Below are 21,382 nucleotides of genomic sequence, written 5' to 3'. Positions count from 1 at the left end.
GGAGGAGAAAGAACATGAGCAGTCAAGAGCGTGGGCAGTATGAACAAAACCAAACGAAATCGGAAGAAAGTATTAACACAAAGGACTTTTTAATCGGTGCTTTAATCGGTGGAATGGTAGGGGCAGCTGCAGCGCTTTTCCTAGCCCCTAAATCTGGTAAGGAATTGAGAAGTAATCTTAATGAACAAGCAATCGTTTTAAAGGAAAAGACAGATCAATTTCGAGATACAGCAAAGGCAAAAGGAACACAATTGGCTGTAGTGGCTAAAGAGAAATCAAATGTAATTGCACAAACAGTTTCCAAACAGTCAACCGATATCGTAAATAAAGTAAAAAACCTGACGCCAACAGTGAAGACAATTGGAATAGTTGAAAATAGTGAAATTGATAAAAGCGATCAAGCTATAAGTGATGATATCCAGAGGAAGCTAGAAGAAACAAAAAAAGCATTTGATGACACAGAATCTAAATATAATCAATAAGCTTATTAAATTGTTTTCATAAAGGTGAAGTGATAAGATTACTTCACCTTTATTTAATATAAGTATAACTTTTTTTGAGATTAAGAAATGTCTAGCTACACAAGGAAGGCTCCGGCAGCGTAATCATCGCAGGAACAATCTGTTCTTTGATTGTTCCGAAGGCGCTTCGCTTTTCTATTTAGGAGGGAATCAAATAATGCATAAATTCAATACGATTGAAGAGTTTGATCAAACTGTACAAGCTGCAGAGCAGATCATGGTTTTAAAGCATAGTTCAACATGTCCAATTAGTCAGGCAGCCTTTGAAGAATATGAAAGCTTTGCTAGCGAAAATGAAAACTTATCCATCTACTATCTTATTGTTCAAGAAGACCGTCCTTTGTCTAACCATATTGCAGAAAAGTTCAATATTAAGCATGAGTCTCCTCAAGCAATTCTATTTAATAATGGTAACGCCGTTTGGCATGCTTCTCACTGGAAAATTACATATGATTCATTAAAAAAGGCTCTAAATGCATAAAGAAAACTCGCCGATTGGCGAGCCTTGGAATGGCGAAGACAGAGGCGTAGTTGCACTTATCGCGCTCATAAATGCCACGACCTCCCAAAAGCTTCTCTTTTGGTCGTGCGATGTATCTCTGACGAAGCTTTCCTTATCCTGTGGCATTCGCCCGACTAGGACATCCTCGTAAAAGCTATCGCTTTTCCTTCGTGCAATGTTAATCGCTATCGAAGCCTTCCTTGTCCTGTCCGTCGTACTTAATTCCTAAAAGTGACAACTGTGTCGGATCATCTTCTGCGCTGGAAATTTATACTTTCGCTTAACGTATAAAAAAACATCCAATTTTGGATGTTTTTTTAATTTAACAAAGTATTTGATTTTGTAGGCCACACTATTTTTAATTCATCACCTGGTTCAATTTTGCTATGGAATGAGGCTTCTTCTCCATTTATTAATAACACAAATTTACCATTAGATTCTGCAGGTATTTCAACATCTACATGGCCAAATACGTCTTGAAAAATGAATGGTTCTATTTTACCTTGTTCAATGAAAAGTTGATCCCCATCTCGGATGATGTCTTCTTCTAATAATACTACGCCATCTCTTTTCATGACTGAAATTTGTTTTTTTAGATTAATATTCTTGTTGTTAAAAGAAACTGGGAGGTATTGTGATAACATCATTTGTTTCATACTTGCCAGATCTCTTACTGAAATTGTTTGTTTATTTTCTATAATGATATGGTCGCCATTTTCAAAACCATTATATGGTTTAACTTCTTTTCCGTTTCGGGAAATTTCCCCTGAAAGTTGAGGGATAAAGTTTTCTTTTCCATTTATTTTAACGCTAAAGGGTCTAATCCCAGAGACTAGCTCATGTAATTTCAAGGAAATAAGCATTTCTTCAATCGTTTCTGAGATTTTGCAATCTATGACATCTCGATCTTCTATATACTTGTCTGGATTTGCTGGTGCTCCATTACATGATAAGGAGGCTGATATTGTATATGGCTCCTCATTTATTTTAATTTCTTTACTAGGTATTTCATCAACTAAATCTTTGATTTGCAGTTCAGCTTTTTTGCCATCTTCCCCTTTTTCAACAATGAGATGGTCACCGTTTCCAATTTCGTTATCTAATGAGTATGATGTTCCATTGCATAAGATCAGAGGAGCTTTTCCATGACCGCCAGGAATGGTAATATTTTGTCCGTTTACTGTTACGATCATAGCTAATCCAGGCTTACCGTATAGTTTATTCATTTTTATACCAGCAGCAAGAAGACAGTCACCAACAGTAAGTTTTTTTACCTCAAACAATCTCACAGGCTGTTCATTAACATATACTGTTTTATATTGAACAGGTGATTTATGAGCGGCGATCGCAATACCAATAGGTGTAACGAGGTCTGGCCCCTTCGTTATATGATCAGATAAGGATAAAGATTGAATCGCATCTATACCTCTAATGGCGACTCTATTGTTTGGCAAATTGAGTTTTTCTGCCATTCTTATTGGCAATTCTGGTGTCAGGCTGCCGCCGCCTACGAGCATGACCGCCTTTGGAGACTGATGATTGTTTAAACTCAGAATTTCATCACATATAGAATTTGCTAATTTTTCTAATGCAGGAGAAATGCTCTGAATAATTTCATCTTTCTTTACTTCCGTTTCAAATCCAAGAATATCCGTGACCCTTATTGTGTCATTATTATGTAATTCTCTTTTTGCTTTTTCAGCAAGTGGAAAATCTAATAGCAGATGGTCGCTAAGCGCCTCCGTTATTTCATCTCCTGCTACTGGAACCATGCCGTATGCGATAATTGTTCCAAAATCTGTTATGGCAATATCTGAAGTACCAGCTCCTATATCTACTAAAGCGACATTTAATCTGCGCATGGTGGGTGGAATTAACACATTAATAGCTGCAATAGGTTCTAGAGTGAGTGCTTCCATCTCCAGTCCTGCTCGGTGAAGGGCAGATAAGAGTGATTCAACAACAACCTTTGGTAAAAAGGTTGCTATTATTTCAACAGAGGCTTCCTCCCCTTGCTGGTCAATTAAACTACCAATCTCTTCACCATCTAACCGGTAATAAAGAACAGAATAACCTACACAATAATAATAGTAAGTCTTTTCTGATTGAAACCTTTCTGCTACACAAGCCTGTGCTTGCTGTACAGCACTTAATTCTAGATGAAGAATATCTTGTTTTTGGATTAATGGCTTCCCATTAATATTGATGCTTACTTTTGCTCGCTCTGTCTTTAAAGCCCGCCCAGCTGCTGCAACACAAACCTTTTTCAAAGGCCCGTGTTTTTTCTCAAGCATTTCTTTTATTTCTAATATAATCTTTGAAACAGACAAAACATCATGAATTTGCCCATCAAGCATCGCTCGTTCTGTATGCTCTCTCAGAAGGAAGTCGACAACATGATATTGACCTTGATTTTCTTCTAATATGATTCCTATTACTGAACGCGTTCCTATATCTAAAGCAAATAGCTTTTTTTGTTCGTGCATGTGAATACACCTTCTTTAACAAGATACTTTACTTTATTACTTAAAAGCGTTTAATTAATAAAGAAAAAATTCGTGACATGCAGGTTATTTTCATATATAATAACTCTAATTATTAAAAATGTATCATATATTTAAGGGGCGATAAAGAAGAATGAGAGGAATCATGTGTATTAGGATAGGATAACTTATTCTTAATGGTTACCTCATTCATATCGATCTTAATTAACTATTGAAGGGGAGGGATTGAATTGAGTAATGAACTTAATCAATTGCGAAATCGAGTAGATGAGTTAAATTTGCAGCTCCTTTCATTAATTAATGAGAGAGCTAAATTAGTTCAGGAAATTGGGAAGGCAAAGGAAACACAAGGGGTTCATCGTTACGATCCTGTCCGCGAACGACATATGCTGAATTTAATTAAAGAGCATAATGATGGTCCTTTTGAAAATTCTACAATTGAACATGTGTTCAAGGAGATTTTTAAGGCTGGATTGGAACTGCAAGAGGATGATCACCGAAAGGCTCTTTTAGTCTCTAGGAAGAAAAAGCCCGAAAATACGATTGTGGATATTAAAGGAGAAAAAGTTGGCGATGGAAATCCACATTTAGTATTTGGTCCTTGTGCGGTAGAATCGTATGAGCAAGTAGCTACCGTTGCTGATGCAATTAAAGGAAAAGGTCTTAAGCTTCTTCGTGGAGGTGCATTTAAACCTAGAACATCACCATATGATTTCCAAGGTCTAGGCATCGAAGGGCTGAAAATATTAAAAAGAATAGCAGATGAATATGATTTAGCTGTCATTAGTGAAATAGTAAGTCCTGCTGATATAGAAACAGCTGTAAATTACATTGATGTTATCCAAATCGGTGCAAGAAACATGCAAAATTTTGAATTATTGAAAGCAGCAGGTGCAGTCAAAAAGCCAGTGTTACTGAAGCGTGGAATTTCAGCTACGATTGAAGAATTCATAAATGCAGCGGAGTATATTATGGCTCAAGGAAATGGGCAGATCATACTTTGTGAACGAGGAATACGTACGTATGAGCGTGCAACCCGCAATACTTTAGATATTTCTGCAGTGCCAATTTTAAAACAAGAAACGCATTTACCAGTTCTGGTTGATGTCACACATTCAACTGGAAGACGCGATTTACTTCTTCCTACTGCAAAAGCGGCATTAGCAATTGGAGCGGATGGTGTTATGGCTGAAGTTCATCCAGACCCGGCAGTTGCATTATCAGATAATGCTCAGCAAATGGATTTAAAACAGTTTGATGAGTTTATGAAAGAGCTGCGATCGTCTGCCTTTGTTAAAGTATAATTGCTGGAAAGCCTTCTGCATTTCGACAGAAGGCTTCTTTTATTTCTATGTTTGAGTGTCGTTTTTGTAAAAAAATGAGTCTTGACATTGCGGCAATTCGTTGACTGTCGTATGATTAATTACATAATTATGCATGTGTAACCAATCACAATTATCATCGTGATAAGGTTTAGAAACTTGTAGTAAACTATAATAAAATGAATCATCTAAGAGTATAAGGAGTGAAAAAAATGAATGTAACAATATATGATGTTGCTAGAGAGGCAAATGTATCAATGGCAACGGTTTCCCGAGTTGTAAATGGGAATCCAAATGTAAAACCCGCAACTAGGAAAAAGGTATCCGAAGTGATTGAAAGACTTGGTTACCGTCCAAATGCAGTTGCACGCGGTCTTGCGAGCAAAAAAACGACTACAGTTGGTGTAATCATACCAGATATTTCGAATATCTTCTTTGCGGAGCTGGCTAGAGGAATTGAAGATATTGCAACCATGTATAAATACAATATTATTCTTAGTAATTCGGATCAAAATTTAGATAAAGAACTCCATTTATTAAATACAATGCTTGGAAAGCAAGTCGATGGAATTGTTTTTATGGGAGGGAATATTACCCCGGAGTTAGTTGAGGAATTTGAAAAATCTCCAGTACCAATTGTTTTGGCAGGTTCAATTGAGGAATCTGAAACAATCCCATCAGTAAATATTAATTATGAGCAGGCGACATATGATGCTGTCACATCGTTTATTAAAAATGGCCATAAAGAAGTAGCAATCGTTTTAGGACCTTTGCATGAGCCGATTAATAGCGTGAAAAAACTTGAAGGCTACAAGCGAGCATTAGCAGATGAAGGAATATTTTATAACGAAGGGTTAGTAGCTGAAGGTGATTACACATATGATTCTGGAATTGAAGCATTTGAAAAGCTTCTCGAAGCAGATAAGAAGCCAACTGCAATTTTTTCAGCATCCGATGAAATGGCACTAGGCATTGTTCATGGAGCAGAAGATAAAGGATTTAATATTCCAGAAGATTTCGAAGTAATCAGTTCAGATAATACAAGATTATCATTGATGGTTCGTCCTCAGCTAACAACTATCGTACAGCCACTATATGATATCGGAGCAGTTGCAATGAGGCTCTTAACTAAGTATATGAACAAAGAAGAAGTAAGGGATCATATTGTCGTTCTCCCACACCGAATTGAACAACGAAGCTCAACAAAATAATGGAAATGCCGATATAAGTAGAAAAGCGTAAGCACCTTGTTCAGCCCCGACAAGCATAAGACAGTCCGGCATGAAGGTTGTTCTTTAACCTTCTTGACGGAATGACTTATGACCTCGAGGGGCTAGGTGCTGTAGCTAGACAGAGAAAAGCGGAAGCGGCTTGCCTGGGGCGACAATCTTAAGACGGCCGACAGAAAGGTTGTTCTTTAACCTTTTTGGCGGAACGGCTTAAGACCTCGAGCCCCTAGCGGATGCACTTTTCATTATTTTTAAAAGATCGGGAGAGGACCATATGAAAAAGTTGGATGCACTAACGCCAATTGGTTTGATTGTTGGCTTAGTTATGCTTATTTTTGGGATTATTTCAAATGGAGGAATAAGTGGCTTTTTTTCCTTTATTGATCCAGCTTCCATGTTAATTGTTTTAGGTGGATTAATTGCAGGGTTGCTTGTAAGCTTTCCACCAAAAGATATGAAACATGTTTTTACTGTTATTAAACAAGGCTTTAGCCAAAATGAGCAAAATTTGAACCAATTAATTAAGACGTTTGTCACTCTTTCTGAGCGTGCGCGTCGTGAAGGGCTGCTTTCATTGGAAGTTGAGTTAGAAAAGGTTGAAGACCCTTTTATTCGTAAGGGAATATTGCTTGCTGTTGATGGAATTGAGCCTGATATGATTAACGATATTATGAATGCGGAAATTACAGCTATGGAGGAGAGACATCGAAAGGGAAGAAGTATTCTCGAAAAAGCTGGGGAATACGCGCCGTCATGGGGGATGATTGGTACATTAATTGGACTAGTTCTCATGCTAAGAAACTTAAATGATCCATCAAGCCTCGGTCCCAATATGGCAATTGCTCTATTAACCACTTTATATGGAACATTACTAGCGAATTTAGTATTTCTTCCAATCGCCTCAAAGCTAGCTTTAAAAACAGAGAAGGAAGTCTTTTTAAAGCAAATAATTATCGAAGGTGTACTTGGTGTACAAGCAGGTCAGAACCCTAAGCTTCTTGAAGAAAAGCTGAGTGCTTTCTTATCTTCAGAAGAGAGAAAAGCAGCAGCGTCATTGATGCAATCAGGGGAGGATTTAAAAAATGAAGCTTAGGAGAAGGGAATCTCAAGCTCCTAAGGGCGCTCCTGGCTGGATGGTTACATTCTCTGACTTAGTTACATTAATATTAGTTTTCTTTATTTTGCTATTCTCAATGTCTCAGATTGATATGCTAAAATTTAAGGCAATTACAGAATCATTTAGGGAGCAATTTTTTGATTTCTATCCTTCTATTGTGCCTCTTGATAATCCAGCCGGATTAGAGGCGGATATGCCTGTGAAAGACAAGAATGAAGGAAAATCAAGTGAAAATAGCGATCAAGATTCTACGGATGAGTCATTAGATAATCTTTTAACAGAAGTTCAGAGCTTCTTAGATAAAAACGGTATGGATGATGTAATTATCGCTAATCGAACTGAACGTGGTGTTGTACTGGTCCTTCAGGAAAAGGTTTTATTTGCACCAGGGGAAGCAAATGTAATTGCTGATGCTCATCTATTCCTAGATAAAGTAGGCGAGCTCTTAACAAAACTGCCTAATTTAGTAAAGGTTGAAGGACATACAGATGACCGTCCTATGAATAGTTTTCGATATCCTTCCAATTGGGAGCTATCTGCTGCACGGGCAAGCAGTGTTATCAACTATCTTATAGAAGAGCATCAATTGGATAGCAGCAGATTTATTGCCGTTGGCTATTCTGATACTAGACCAATAATGCCTAACGATTCACCAGAAAATAGACAAAAAAATCGTCGCGTTGAAATTGTTATTTCTGATCCAAAATATAGTAAAGATGATCTCGTTTCAAACTAAAAGGACCTATAAGGTCCTTTTAATTTGTTTCCCTCTTGCTCTGATTTCTAATAGGATATAGAGTCTTTTCTAATGTTTGTTTGTTTTTTTCGGTTATTTCTATTTTTCTTGGAATAGGCTTGTACAAGTCATCAGGATCATCCCACTGCATAGGAAGCGGAACAGGAGAAATATCTTTCCAGTTATTTAACCATCCTAACGGTAAAGTTCCATAACAGTTAGAGTTTTCGGTCATTTCTAACCAAATAAACGCCCATGCTCGGGGAACGACCCGCCATATATCATATCCTCCTCCACCTACTGCAATCCATCTTCCATCACAATATTGATGTGCAATCTCATGGGCAATCTTTGGAATCTCACGATAAATTTTCATAGTTGAAGAAAGATGTGTAAGGGGATCTAAATAATGAGAATCTGCCCCGTTTTGTGTCAAAATGACATCGGGTTTGAAAAACTCAGCAATTTCTTTTAATGATGTTCTGTAAATATCAAGCCATGAATCATCTTCTGTAAACGCATCAACCGGAATATTAAATGAATAACCGTACCCTTTTCCTTGTCCACGTTCATTTACATTACCAGTTCCAGGGAATAAATATCGCCCAGTTTCATGGATAGAAAGTGTACAAACATTAGGATCATCATAAAATGACCATTGAACCCCATCCCCATGATGTGCGTCGGTATCTACATAAAGGACTCTAGCATTATATTTTTCTTGTATATATTTTATTGCTACCGAGCTATCATTATAAATACAAAAGCCAGAAGCTTTTCCTCTGAAGCCATGGTGAAGGCCGCCTCCAAGATGAAGAGCATGCTTAGCACGACCGCTCATGACATAATCGACAGCAGATAGTGTTCCTCCAACTAATAATGAACTTGCCTCATGCATATTTTTGAAAATGGGTGTATCCTCAGTACCAAGGCCGTAATTTTCCCCTACTTCAGAGGGGAGCTGGCCGTTGCCAGCCAGCTTCACTGCATTCACATAGCTTGGGTCATGAATGAGTTGAAGCTCCTCATCGGAGGCAATACGAGGAGGAACTATGTGGTGATCCTCAATTGCCTTTATTTGTTGAAGCAAATCAAGTGTAAGTTTAATTCTTATTTGATTAAAGGGATGATTCTCACTGAATTTATAGTTCAGCAAGTCTTCTGAAAAGATAAATACAGAATTTTGTTTCATGAAGACTGCCCCGGATGATTAGGCCATAACACTTGATGACCTGCTTTCTTTAAATCTTCAATAATAGATAGAGGGTTCATCATTTGTACTCTTAATACGATGATTTTGTATTTTTCATCACTTTTATCAGGATAAACTAGTACACTTTGAATATTTGCTTTACGGTTTCTGATTACTGTAGCGATCTCATACAGCATCCCTGATTTATTTGGAACTTTTACTTCAATTTGTGATCCTGGCTGGTGTGCACCTGTTAATTCAACTAACGTCCTTAGTAGATCTGTCTCAGTTACAATTCCTACCAGCTTTTCATCTTTTACAATTGGAAGGCATCCAATTCGATGTTCGTAGAGGATGGCTGAAATCTCTTCAACAAAATCAAGAGGGTGCCCCGTAATAATGTTTGTTTTCATAATCATTTTTAACGGGTTCTGTAATCCCTCTTTAAATTTATCAGTATCAAAAATGGATGGTGTTGCATCGCGAATATCTCTATCGGTTACAAGTCCTACTAGATGATGTTCATGATCGATTATTGGAAGATGGCGGATTTTTTTTTCACCCATTAACTTGATAGCATCTGCAATACAGTCATCCATTGACAGTGCAGTTAAATCTGTTTTCATAATTTCTTCTACAATCACTTCATATCACCCTTATAAAATGATAAATAACAATCTAATACATAAAACGATTCATGAAACGAAGGCGGTCAAATTTTTGTATGGCGTCAAGGTCAACCCTTTTACCGATCTTTGCCATCAAGCAATTTGCAGGATGAGAACTGATTTCTGGATCATCTGTTGCATACCATATTAAGCCGCCTGCATTCATCATTTTCTCCATTATCTTCCGATACTCCCAGACATTTAAGCCAGTTCCTTTTAAATCCCAATGCCAATAATACTCTGTTGTGATAATGATATAATCCTCCATCGCATCATCCATCATCGAGACCTTTATAAGGTTTTTACCAGTACCTGTACTCCTAAACTCAGGAATAACTTCGATGGCACCAAGCTCTATTAAATTCTCCATTTTCCCTTCTGACCATCTTTCAAGTGGATCAGGGTATACAAATGTGACATAGCCGACAATGGTGTCTCTATACCTGGCGATAATGATTCTACCTTCTGGAAGGCCAGCAATTTCGATCAGCGCTTTTTTCTGCTGCTCTGGGGGACGAAATGCGACTAAATCTTTATGAAACTCTAAGTCTGCTAATTTTTGAGCAGAAATGGGTCCTTCAATAATTAAATTTCCCTTAGGTGTTTTTATTTCTTTTGCATTATACGTTTTTCGATGTTCCATTTATCCACCGCCTAATGACATGTTCATTATGAATACTATTATACATAAAATTAATTGATTTTAAGCGCTTTCACGATATTTTCTGTATTATTCGAAAACATTTTGTGACATTTTTGTCAGATGAACTAAGCGATAAAAGAGTTGAAAAGTTCAAATGACTAAAAAGTCTCCTATCTTTATGGTAGTTTCTTAATTTCTAGTATAATGGGAAATTCGAATACAATATTTTAAAAATTGAGAAAAGAACAAACTTATACTATAATATTAGCAAACTACCACAGTAAAAGCACACTGAATAATTTGTTGTGGATATTCAGATGCTAAGCTGTACATTATCAAAAGGGGGATATTGATATATGAAAGTGGAAGCGTTACCGGCAACAAGAGGGAATAATAATTTAAAAAACTATGATGAAATGTACAATCAATTCGATTGGGCTGAAGGGGAGAAGGCTTTTTCTTGGTATGATACAGGTCGCGTGAATATGGCTTATGAGGCGATTGACCGACATGCAGAATCATTTAGAAAGAATAAAATAGCTTTATATTTTCGTGAAGGCTTGAGAAATGAAAAATATACTTTTAAGGAAATGAAGGAGCTTTCCAACAAGGCTGGTAATATCCTTAAATCTTATGGAGATGTTGAAAAAGGAGATCGAGTATTTATCTTTATGCCACGTTCTCCTGAGCTTTATTTTGCTGCATTAGGTGCGATTAAGCTTGGAGCGATTGTTGGACCATTATTTGAAGCGTTTATGGAAGGTGCTGTTCGAGATCGCTTAGAAGATAGCGAAGCGAAGATTTTGATTACGACACCAGAATTATTAAATCGTGTTCCAGTGAATGAACTTCCTGCACTAAAAACTGTTTTCCTTGTTGGGGAAGGAATTGAGGAAGAAGGATCTTATTTTGATTTTAATAAAAGATTGAGTGAGGCAAGCAACAAGCTTTCCATCGAATGGGTAGAACGTACAGATGGGTTAATTCTACACTATACTTCGGGTTCTACAGGAAGGCCTAAAGGGGTATTACATGTTCATAACGCCATGATTCAGCACTATCATACGGCAAAATGGGTGCTAGATATGCAGGAAGAAGATGTATATTGGTGTACGGCTGATCCTGGCTGGGTGACTGGAACTTCCTATGGTATATTTGGACCTTGGCTTACAGGTACATCTAATGTGATTGTTGGAGGAAGATTTAATCCAGAATCCTGGTATAAAATAATTGAGGAATATGGAGTGACGATTTGGTATAGTGCCCCTACTGCATTTAGGATGCTTATGGGAGCTGGGGACGAGATAGTAAAGAAGTTTGATCTTAGCACTCTGCGTCATATTGTCAGTGTTGGTGAACCGTTAAATCCAGAGGTTATTAAGTGGGGAATGAAAGTATTCCAAAAACGCATTCATGATACATGGTGGATGACTGAAACGGGAGCACTATTGATCTGTAACTATCCTTGTATGGAAATAAAGCCTGGTTCCATGGGTAAGCCGATTCCTGGAGTAATCGCTGCAATCGTAGATGATCAAGGGACTGAACTTCCTCCATACCGTATGGGCAATCTCGCTATCAAAAAGGGCTGGCCTTCAATGATGCAAACCATTTGGAATAATAATGAGAAATATGATTCCTATTTCATGCCTGGTGACTGGTATGTTTCAGGTGATTCAGCTTATATGGATGAGGGCGGTTATTTCTGGTTTCAAGGACGTGTTGATGATGTGATCATGACCTCCGGAGAACGGGTAGGGCCGTTTGAGGTAGAGAGTAAGCTATTAGAGCACCCAGCTGTGGCAGAGGCAGGTGTAATTGGAAAGCCAGATCCAGTCCGTGGAGAAATTATTAAAGCGTTTATTGCCCTACTTGAGGGGTATGAACCTTCTGAAGAGTTAATTGAGGATATTCGTCAATTTGTAAAGAAAGGTCTTGCAGCGCATGCAGCACCTCGTGAAATAGAATTCCGTGATAAGCTTCCAAAAACACGAAGTGGAAAAATCATGCGCCGCGTTTTAAAGGCATGGGAATTAAACCTTCCTACAGGTGATCTTTCAACAATGGAAGACTAACCTGAGCAAAATAGATCAAAAAGAGGGGCAGCTATAAGTCGAGTTCTCGACTTATAGCTGCCCTTTATCATGTATTAAATGCCGATTTAACATAATTTTTATTTACAAAGGAATTGCCATTTTAGAACAGTTCCCTCTTTAATTACTTTAAAAGCGATTAATTACTGTCCATAGGTGGCTGATTGTCACCATCTCCATCGCCACCTCCATCACCATCGCCAGGGCTCGTTCCAGATCCTGGATTTGAACCATCCCCATCATCAGGTGGATCTTTGTCTTCTTTAGGTGGTTTAGAAGGGTTATCTTTATCAGGTGGTGGTTCAGGCTGCCCAATTTGAATAGTATTGGATGGGGCAGATTCTTTACCTGCAATATCAACTGCTGTTACATAATATTCTCCATTTGACGCATTATAAGATAGTTTATCACCAGCAGTTATGCTTCCAACCTTTTTGACTGTGTCCCCAGATTTTTGATAAATACGGTAGCCTATTACATCATTTTCAGGATGGTGTTTCCATAAGATAGTAGAATTAGATAGACTGACACTTGGTGCAGCCGGATTTTTTCCATTTTCCTCTAATTTTGAATCGGCTACAAAGAGGTTAGACCATTTCTCTCGTTTTGGTATTAGCTGTGATACATTTTTAATTGGAATTCCATACCTCTCCTCAAAAAGCTTAGGACTGATAATGACGCCAGATTTAGTAAATTCCTCTGGCGTGCTTTCCAATGCTAAATATCGTTTATCTCCAATATACACAAATTTTCCATCTGCAAAATTGTCATCAGACTTTGTAGGAACAAACTTGGCGTTATACAAATCTGTTTCAACAAGGCCAGCTTTTGAGCATGCTTCAGATGGAAGAAGTCCAGAAGCAGCGCAGTATGATCTGCGTACAATTCCACTAGGCATTTGGAATTGTTCATTGGATGCTACAAGTTCAGGTGCCGCATCATAGGCAGCATTCATTAAATCTGCCCATAAATAAACATTTCTAGCTCCATGGTGAAGACCTTTATATCGAAGCTCCAATGATTTAGGCGTATCGTATCCATTCCAGACACCAAAGCTAACCTTTGGATTAACTGCGACAAACCATGAATCCTTTAAATCTTGGCCTGTACCTGTTTTTCCAGCCCAATCGGAATTAAATTTTAATCGGCCTTTTAGCGAGCTTGCTGTTCCATTACTAATAACATCTCTCATCATATCAATGGTTAGATAAGCAGTTTGAGGGCTGAAAACCTCAACTGGCTCTACTTCATGCTGATAGATGACTTTACCGTTTTTGTCTACGATTTTTTCAATCATGTAAGCATCTATAAATTTTCCGCCATTAGCAAATGTGCCATAAGCATTAACGTTTTCTTCCACTGTTACACCGTTTGTAATGCCGCCGAGTGCTAATGAATTTGTTGTGTAGTCATTCTCAATAACAGTGGTAAAGCCCATCTTCTCTAGATATTGTGCTGGTCGTTGATCAATAATTGTCCGATAGGTTAGCATGGCAGGCACATTATAGGACATTGCCAATGCATGGCGTGCAGAAACTAATCCACTATATGTTTTATCATAGTTACTTGGATATGGTACATTTGGACGGTGAGGATCTAGGTAGACCTCGACATCCGGTATGACTGTCCCTGGAGATACCTTTCCTAACTCTAGGGCAGGAGCATATACAACTAAAGGCTTCATTGTTGAGCCATTAGATCGTTTTGTATCCGTTGCATGGTTTACAGTTTTTAAATTATAGTCTCTTCCACCGACAAATGATAGAATTTTTCCAGTACTGTTATCGATCAGAATTGCCCCAAGTTGTACGGGTTCAATAATCTCTTTCATTTCACCGGTTTCAGCGTCTTTAACCATTTCTACTTTATCGCTTCCATAGTAAGGAAATTTATCTTTTGCCGTTTGCATGGCATCATAAATACCTTTATGGATGGTAGTATGGATTTGATAACCATTTTGACGTATATTACGGTCTGCTAAGATCTCGTATTCATTTTGAAGCTCACTATTATTTTTTAAATCCTGCTCAGTGTATCCGTCATTTTTTGCTAATATTTCTGTCATGATTTCAACAGCGCGCTTCTCTATTTCCATGGTCAAGTATGGATACTTTTCAACTGTACTTTCAACGCGTGGAATAAAGTCCTTTGTGATATCATAGGCTAATGCCTCTTCGTATTGCTTTTGATCTATTTTTCCATTATCATACATTCTTTTTAAAACTGTTTTCATCCTCAAAAGGCCGGGTTCAAGCCCTTCTGGTGTTTTTAGTTCTCCAGCTTGTGTATAAGGCGTGTAGCCGAATGGACTTTGCGGAAGACCAGCGATGAAAGCGGATTGTGCAAGATTTAAGTCCTTAGCATTAACACCGAATATTCCATTAGCAGCAGCTTGAACACCTGCTATATTTCTCCCTGATGAATTTCTTCCAAATGTTGATACATTTAAATAGGCTTCCAAGATTTCCTTTTTATCAAAAAACTTTTCTAAACGGAGAGCGAGTAATATTTCTTTAGCCTTTCGTTCGAAGGATACTTCGTTCGTTAATAATTGGTTTTTAATTAATTGCTGTGTTAGTGTACTTCCTCCACTTTGTACAGAAGAATTTGTCACATCTTGAAACACGGCACGCATTATCGCTTTCGGTACGACGCCATTATGCTCATAATAATATTCGTCCTCTGTTGCTACGACTGCGTCAATTAAATGCTGAGAAACGTTCTCGAGCTTTACTTCCTCACGTTCTAGATCCGTTCTAAGCTTACCGAGATATACATTGTCTGCAAAATATAAATCTGAGGTTTCTTCATAGTTATAAATATCTTTTTTCATATCTTCATATGGACGGACATTTTCGTCTTTTACGAGGGAGGCAAAATAACCTGCACCGACTCCCCCGGCAAATGAACCGACGATAACGACAACCACGATAAAAAGTAAAATTAAGTTCCAAACAACTTGAAAGGAGATACGCGCTCCTTTTGCTGTTTTTTTATTCGTTAATAGGCTGAACCACGACCTCAATTTATCCTTAAAACGTTGATTTTCTTTCATGCACATCATCCCCCTAAAATCACATACATTATAGCATAAACAGAGATATTAATATGGTTTGGTTCGCAATTTTTCTGAAATTTCCTTTTTTCGTAATGGGAAAATAACCTACTTGCTTTTCCAGCACGTCATCGAAAATATTTTAATAGGTATTTGACATTTTTTGCACTGTATGATAAAAATGCTTTAATACAAAAAAAATATAAGCATTGATGGGAATTAGTAATGCTTCAATCTCTGTTTCAGAAAGTCGGCGGTTGCTGTGAGCCGATACATATTGAAGGATGAATTACCTCCCTGAGCTTTCACTGTCAACCTGTGTTCCAGTTATAGCAGTGAACGGTTAAACCGTTAACATGTTGAGTGGAGGGCATTTGTCCTCAAATTTGGGTGGTACCGCGCAAAAATATGCGTCCCTGCAATTTAGCAGGGGCGCTTTTTATTTTTTTTGCTGTGTTAATGCTCAGTGCTGATAATGCTATTTTGTTCTTGATTGGAGCGGAAGGCGCGAGCTCCCTCAGCGGAAATCAACAGGGAAGTTTAACAGAGCCATTTTTTAAAAAGGAGGAAATGAGAAATGAATTTACTTGAAGAATTGCAATGGAGAGGAATTATTTATCAACAAACAGATGAAGAGGGCTTAAAGGATACATTAAATAAAGAGAAAATTTCTTTATACTGTGGAATGGACCCAACTGGTGACAGTATGCACATAGGTCATTTGCTTCCGTTTTTAACTTTAAGAAGATTTCAAGACCATGGACATCGTCCAATTGTTCTTGTAGGCGGGGCAACGGGATTAATCGGTGATCCTAAGGCAACTGAGGAAAGAACGCTGCAAACGATTGAAGTTGTGCAACACAATGTAGAGTGCTTAACAGCACAATTAAAGAGAATTTTTTCATTTGATGGTGAAAATGGTGCTACGATGGTAAATAACTATGATTGGACAGCGCCATTAAATATCATTACCTTTTTAAGAGATTTCGGAAAGCATATCGGGATTAATTATATGCTTGCGAAGGATACAATTGCCTCTCGTTTAGAAACAGGCATATCATTTACTGAGTTTACTTATACGATTTTACAAGGAATGGACTTTAAACATTTATATGAGAATTATCAATGTAAATTGCAAATTGGCGGCAGTGACCAATGGGGAAATATCACAACTGGTCTTGAGATGATTCGCAAAATGACAGGGGAAGGCGCTAAAGCATACGGACTTACAATTCCTCTTGTTACAAAAGCTGACGGAACAAAGTTCGGTAAAACAGAAAGCGGTGCTGTCTGGTTAGACCCGGAAAAAACGACTCCATATGAATTCTACCAATTCTGGATTAATTCAGCTGATGCAGATGTTATTAAATACTTGAAATATTTCACATTCTTATCCCGAGAAGAAATTGAAGCTTTAGAACAATCTGTCCAAGATGAACCACATCTTCGCAAGGCTCAGAAAGCGCTGGCAGAGGAAATGACTCGTCTTATTCATGGAGAAGAATCCTTAAATCAAGCGATAAAAATTACGGATGCTCTCTTCAGCGGAGAAGTGAGAAATCTATCAGCTGCAGAAATTAAACAAGGCTTTAAAGATGTGCCTTCATATGAGCATACTTCCGGTGAGGAAATCGGTCTTGTTGACCTGCTTGTAGCTGCAAAAATTTCGCCATCTAAACGTCAAGCGCGAGAAGATGTTGCTAATGGAGCGGTTTCAATTAATGGAGAGCGAATGACGGATATAGACTATGTATTATCTTCTAATGATCGGATTGAAGATCAGTTTACCATAATTCGTCGTGGGAAAAAGAAATATTTCTTAATCAAATACTAAGAAAAAAACAGGCTGAAGGAAGTTCAGCCTGTTTTTGATACGATTATAATTAGAAAAATCCTGCCAAGAATTTGGCAGGATTTTTTAAAGAGATTAACGAGAGTAGAACTCAACGATTAGAGATTCGTTAATTTCAGCTGGAAGTTCAGAACGCTCTGGTAAGCGAGTGAAAGTTCCTTCTAATTTGTCAGCATCGAAAGTTAAGAAGTCAGGAACGAAGTTGTTTACTTCGATAGCTTCTTTAATGATGTCAAGGTTACGAGACTTTTCACGAAGGCTGATTGCTTGACCAGGTTGAACGCGGAATGATGGGATATCAACGCGAGAACCATTAACTAAGATATGACCATGGTTAACAATTTGGCGAGCTTGACGACGAGTACGAGCAAGGCCAAGGCGATAAACAACATTATCAAGACGAGATTCTAAAAGAATCATGAAGTTTTCACCATGTTTACCAGTCATTTTACCAGCTATATCAAATAAGTTACGGAATTGGCGCTCATTTACTCCGTACATATGACGAAGCTTTTGCTTTTCATGTAATTGTAATCCGTATTCAGATAATTTCTTGCGTTGATTTGGACCATGTTGTCCAGGAGCGTAAGGACGCTTTTCTAATTCTTTACCTGTACCGCTTAGGGAAATTCCTAGACGGCGAGATAGTTTCCAGCTTGGACCAGTATAACGAGCCATTTAAGACTCCTCCTTTATGTTTTTATTTTGTAAAATAAAAACAGATGTGCTCAACTTTGATGAACATTTTGTTTTCATGTACCTTCGCCCTAGCAGCTAAGGGTTACACAGTACCCCGTCATCAGAAATGTCTGATTGAGGAACAAAATGAAATCATTAAAGAGTTCACATAGGCTGCAATATTTTACACAAAGAATATTATATCGTTTTTAAACATAAATAGTCAAGGGGAATTTTACAGTGTATTGAAAGAAACCTTGTATTTTTATCCCGCATTAACGGGCAGTAATACTCCCACCTCAAAATTCAGCGAAAGCAAAGAAGTTAGGTGGGAGATAAACTGCCCGTAAAAGCCCGACGACGGACAGGATGTCCTAGTCAGGCGAAAGCCACAGGACGTGGCGTTTTGAGCGTGATTGGTTCAACTAATAATCAGTGGGGGATGAAGAAAACCCCCACTGATTAAAGTTTCACTTTATACTATCTCATCTATGTAGATATGATATAATAAAAAGTAAGATAATTTGAAATAAGAGTGATTTTTTGTGAATGAAACGACTAAAGAGAAGTTTATCCGATTTGTGTTAATCGGTTTTTTTATTCTTGTGACGATATTTGCTTTTATATATCGATATGATCGGCAATCAGCACAAAAGGAAGAGCCACAACAACCTCTTGCAATTGTATTGAAGCCAAGTGTACATGCGACAGATGATCCGATTGTAGCATTATATGAAAATAAAAATAACGAGCACATTTTAGCTATTTATAAAATTGATAGAATGGACCGCTTTAAATTTCGCACCCTTCATGCTATAAAATTAAAAAGTGCTCCAACTCAATTATCACCTGACCGAAAGGAAAGTGGAATTTGGGCTCTTATAGACGGAAAATGGCTGTACTTTAATTCAAGTTTAAAAGAAGAAAAAAGGCATGTGCAAAATAGAAGCCTCTATAGTCCTTATGAAACACAGTATGAATTTGATAAGAGCAAATCATTAATAAAAATAAACAACAACCAATCAATATCATTAAATGCAGGAACTTCTCATCCAGTTGGTTTACATTCACTATCAGAGGATGGGTTATTATGGTTAGTTCTGACTAAGACAAGTATAAAAATTGCGGCAATTGAAACGAAATAGACATAAATAGGTGTGGGAGAATTTGATTTTTTTCCAACTTATAGATCCATAAACAGTATTCATAATAGGTGATGATAAAGATGGTACACTCAGAGCATAAAATAATAATAAAATTAAAAAGTCATTTTTTGGATATCATTGATACAGAAAATGGTTTTTTGGTATATGAAGATTTATTACTTAATATGCTCAAATCCATCCAATCATTGATAAATGCTGAGGAAGCAACTCTGTATAGCTATAATAATTGTAAACAGCAATTGTTGATAGAAGCTTCAACCAAATTAATTGATGACCAACAGAAGATATCGAATAACTCCATTTTAGAAATTACAGAAAAGGTAAAAGAAAAAAGGAATGTGCAGCGAGTTTTTTCTGGATTTGAGGGAGATGGTTTACTACTCAATCTTAAAAGAAATGACCATTTTTTAGGTGTTATTGCTTTAAAGGGTAATAGTGGGGCATTTGTTCAATTTTCGGATCAAGTTCTCGCGGCGATTAGTTTGGAGTCTGCGAAATTTCTAGATAAAGCGCAATTTTTGACTAAGACTGCTTCAGAAGAAAAAAGGTATAAACAGCTGTTTCGTGTTACGGAGAAATTTCATTCTACGATGAACATGGATGATGTTTTAGGAGAAATCATTTATACACTTCAGGAGGTTTATCCAACATTTACATACTATTTACTCCTTTCTCATGATAATAACAAGCTAAGCGATTTGCCAATTAAAGATTTAGAATATGACAGTGAAAACATTGCAGCCATGCAAGCATATGTTACAGGCAACATCCAATTAGAAGATTCCATTCAAAACAAAAGGTCGGTTATGTATGCACCATTAAAAGGAAAACAGGGAGTGTATGGAGTTTTGCAAGTCATTGCTCCAAATACACTTGTTTTTCCTAACAATGAAGTAGAATTTATTGCTCTATTAGCGAATACAGCAGGAAGTGCATTAGAAAATGCTAAACTTTACCAGCAATCAAAGCGATTAGTTGCTGATCTTAAATTAATTAATGAAACCTCACATCGTTTAAATTCAAATATGAGATTGACAGAAACAATTGCATACATGACAGAACAAATTTCAAGCTCCTTTGATGCAGAAGAAATCGGTTTTATCCTGCTTTCTAAAAATGGTTCACAAAAAGAAATATTAAGAGGAAGTACAGATTTCTTTTATAAAACGGATGCTGAAATTTATATTGAAATTGTGCAAGATAAAATTGAAAAAGAGAAGGAAGCATTATTTATTGGCGATTATAATCTACCAGATAATCTGCCTGTTAAACATTATAAATCTATAATGGCAGTTCCTATGATGCAGGAGGGTGTGCTAAAGGGATTTGCACTAGTTATGAGTAAAGCGCCATACCATTTTTCTTTTGAAACATTTAAACTTTTGCAATCACTTATCCATCATTCAACTCTCGCATTCACAAATACAATGCTGCGAGAGGAACTGGAAAAAATGGTTGTCACGGATCATTTAACGAAATTGTTCTCTAGAAGTTATCTAGATGAGAAGATTCATAAATCATTGAATGAAGATCAAGAAGGAACCTTTATCATGATTGATATCGATAATTTCAAAATGATAAATGATACGTTTGGCCATCAAATCGGGGACGATGTCATTATACAAGTGGCAAATTTAATTAACGCAAATATAAGGGGCTCTGACATTGGTGCAAGATGGGGTGGTGAAGAGCTAGCTATTTATTTGCCAGGAGTGTCATTAACTGCAGGTGTGTTAATAGCTGAAAGGCTAGTAAATAAAGTGTTTGAAAGTTCTGAACCACAGGTGACCATATCGTGTGGTGTCTCACATTGGTCCAAAGGGCGAAAAGATTCTTATGCTGCATTATTTAAACGGGCAGATAAAGCATTGTATGTTGCGAAGCAAACTGGTAAAAATAAGGTTATCGTCCAAGAGAATGACATTGTATTAGAAAAGGCTTAGCTGTAGTTTTATTACTTCGGCTGGCCTTTTTTCGTACTTTGTTCATGAGCTGTTTAAAATGCGATAATTTATCGGATTTATCTTAAAGTATATAAAATAAATAACTTTCAAAAGTTTCTTATTTATCATAATCTATAAATAGAAGATTTTTTTACGCTTTT

At 37.2% G+C, this 21,382-nt stretch carries 16 protein-coding genes and 1 other annotated feature; of the genes, 10 read left to right on the top strand and 6 right to left on the bottom strand.

Going from position 1 to position 21,382, the window contains the following annotated elements; all coding sequences use genetic code 11:
- The first annotated feature begins 14 nt into the window (after positions 1-14).
- Positions 15-482 carry a YtxH domain-containing protein gene (locus KHA94_RS15810; protein ID WP_213103078.1) on the top strand — a complete coding sequence of 156 codons (468 nt, stop codon included), beginning with the start codon at positions 15-17 and terminating at the stop codon, positions 480-482.
- A gap of 196 nt (positions 483-678) precedes the next feature.
- Entirely contained in the window at positions 679-1,002 is a 324-nt protein-coding gene (ytxJ, locus tag KHA94_RS15805; RefSeq protein ID WP_213103077.1) for a bacillithiol system redox-active protein YtxJ, read from the top strand.
- Between the two features lie 338 nt (positions 1,003-1,340).
- On the opposite strand, the gene KHA94_RS15800 is transcribed toward ytxJ, so the two are convergent.
- A complete protein-coding gene (locus KHA94_RS15800) occupies positions 1,341-3,509 on the bottom strand; it encodes a cell division protein FtsA (protein WP_213103076.1) in 2,169 nt (722 codons plus the stop codon).
- Between the two features lie 248 nt (positions 3,510-3,757).
- Between KHA94_RS15800 and KHA94_RS15795 the strand changes: the two genes are divergently transcribed.
- The 4 genes from KHA94_RS15795 (at position 3,758) to motS (ending at position 7,931) form a co-directional block, all read left to right on the top strand.
- Positions 3,758-4,831, top strand: a complete 1,074-nt coding sequence (locus KHA94_RS15795; protein ID WP_213103075.1) for a bifunctional 3-deoxy-7-phosphoheptulonate synthase/chorismate mutase — start codon at positions 3,758-3,760, stop codon at positions 4,829-4,831.
- Positions 4,832-5,061: 230 nt separating this feature from the next.
- Complete coding sequence (gene ccpA, locus KHA94_RS15790) at positions 5,062-6,060, top strand: catabolite control protein A (protein WP_213103074.1); 999 nt, start codon at positions 5,062-5,064, stop codon at positions 6,058-6,060.
- 292 nt (positions 6,061-6,352) lie between these two features.
- The gene (motP, locus tag KHA94_RS15785; RefSeq protein WP_213103073.1) at positions 6,353-7,171 is read left to right on the top strand and encodes a flagellar motor protein MotP; all 819 of its coding nucleotides are present in this window, start codon (positions 6,353-6,355) and stop codon (positions 7,169-7,171) included.
- Positions 7,161-7,931 (top strand): flagellar motor protein MotS, encoded by a 771-nt coding sequence (gene motS, locus KHA94_RS15780; RefSeq protein ID WP_213103072.1) that lies wholly within the window; start codon positions 7,161-7,163, stop codon positions 7,929-7,931. The genes motP and motS overlap by 11 nt, the downstream gene beginning before the upstream one ends.
- Positions 7,932-7,950: 19 nt before the next feature.
- Here motS and KHA94_RS15775 read toward each other — a convergent pair whose 3' ends face one another.
- Genes KHA94_RS15775 through KHA94_RS15765 form a run of 3 tightly spaced genes read right to left on the bottom strand, consistent with a single transcriptional unit; the run spans position 7,951 to position 10,434 of the window.
- A complete protein-coding gene (locus KHA94_RS15775) occupies positions 7,951-9,123 on the bottom strand; it encodes an acetoin utilization protein AcuC (RefSeq protein ID WP_213103071.1) in 1,173 nt (390 codons plus the stop codon).
- Complete coding sequence (locus tag KHA94_RS15770) at positions 9,120-9,767, bottom strand: acetoin utilization AcuB family protein (RefSeq protein WP_213103070.1); 648 nt, start codon at positions 9,765-9,767, stop codon at positions 9,120-9,122. The genes KHA94_RS15775 and KHA94_RS15770 overlap by 4 nt, the downstream gene beginning before the upstream one ends.
- A gap of 34 nt (positions 9,768-9,801) precedes the next feature.
- Entirely contained in the window at positions 9,802-10,434 is a 633-nt protein-coding gene (locus KHA94_RS15765; RefSeq protein ID WP_213103069.1) for a GNAT family N-acetyltransferase, read from the bottom strand.
- 356 nt (positions 10,435-10,790) lie between these two features.
- Here KHA94_RS15765 and acsA point away from each other — a divergent pair, with 356 nt between their 5' ends.
- Positions 10,791-12,509: an acetate--CoA ligase gene (acsA, locus tag KHA94_RS15760; RefSeq protein WP_213103068.1), complete on the top strand. Its 1,719-nt coding sequence runs from the start codon at positions 10,791-10,793 to the stop codon at positions 12,507-12,509.
- A gap of 157 nt (positions 12,510-12,666) precedes the next feature.
- On the opposite strand, the gene KHA94_RS15755 is transcribed toward acsA, so the two are convergent.
- Positions 12,667-15,582, bottom strand: coding sequence for a transglycosylase domain-containing protein (locus tag KHA94_RS15755; RefSeq protein ID WP_213103067.1), 2,916 nt, complete (start codon positions 15,580-15,582; stop codon positions 12,667-12,669).
- 200 nt (positions 15,583-15,782) lie between these two features.
- Positions 15,783-16,003: a binding site (T-box leader), on the top strand.
- 156 nt (positions 16,004-16,159) lie between these two features.
- On the opposite strand from KHA94_RS15755, the gene tyrS reads away from it, so the two are divergent.
- Positions 16,160-17,416, top strand: coding sequence for a tyrosine--tRNA ligase (gene tyrS / locus KHA94_RS15750; RefSeq protein ID WP_213103066.1), 1,257 nt, complete (start codon positions 16,160-16,162; stop codon positions 17,414-17,416).
- Between the two features lie 93 nt (positions 17,417-17,509).
- Here tyrS and rpsD read toward each other — a convergent pair whose 3' ends face one another.
- Positions 17,510-18,112, bottom strand: a complete 603-nt coding sequence (gene rpsD / locus KHA94_RS15745; protein WP_213103065.1) for a 30S ribosomal protein S4 — start codon at positions 18,110-18,112, stop codon at positions 17,510-17,512.
- 545 nt (positions 18,113-18,657) lie between these two features.
- On the opposite strand from rpsD, the gene KHA94_RS15740 reads away from it, so the two are divergent.
- Positions 18,658-19,257, top strand: a complete 600-nt coding sequence (locus tag KHA94_RS15740; protein WP_213103064.1) for a hypothetical protein — start codon at positions 18,658-18,660, stop codon at positions 19,255-19,257.
- An 80-nt stretch (positions 19,258-19,337) separates the two neighbouring features.
- Positions 19,338-21,221 (top strand): sensor domain-containing diguanylate cyclase, encoded by a 1,884-nt coding sequence (locus tag KHA94_RS15735; protein WP_213103063.1) that lies wholly within the window; start codon positions 19,338-19,340, stop codon positions 21,219-21,221.
- Positions 21,222-21,382: the final 161 nt, after the last annotated feature.

The sequence above is a fragment of the Cytobacillus citreus genome (assembly GCF_018343665.1).
GTDB lineage: Bacteria > Bacillota > Bacilli > Bacillales > Cytobacillaceae > Cytobacillus > Cytobacillus citreus.
The sequence above is the reverse complement of the archived record's forward strand: the minus strand, read 5'-3'. Positions and strand labels throughout refer to the sequence as shown.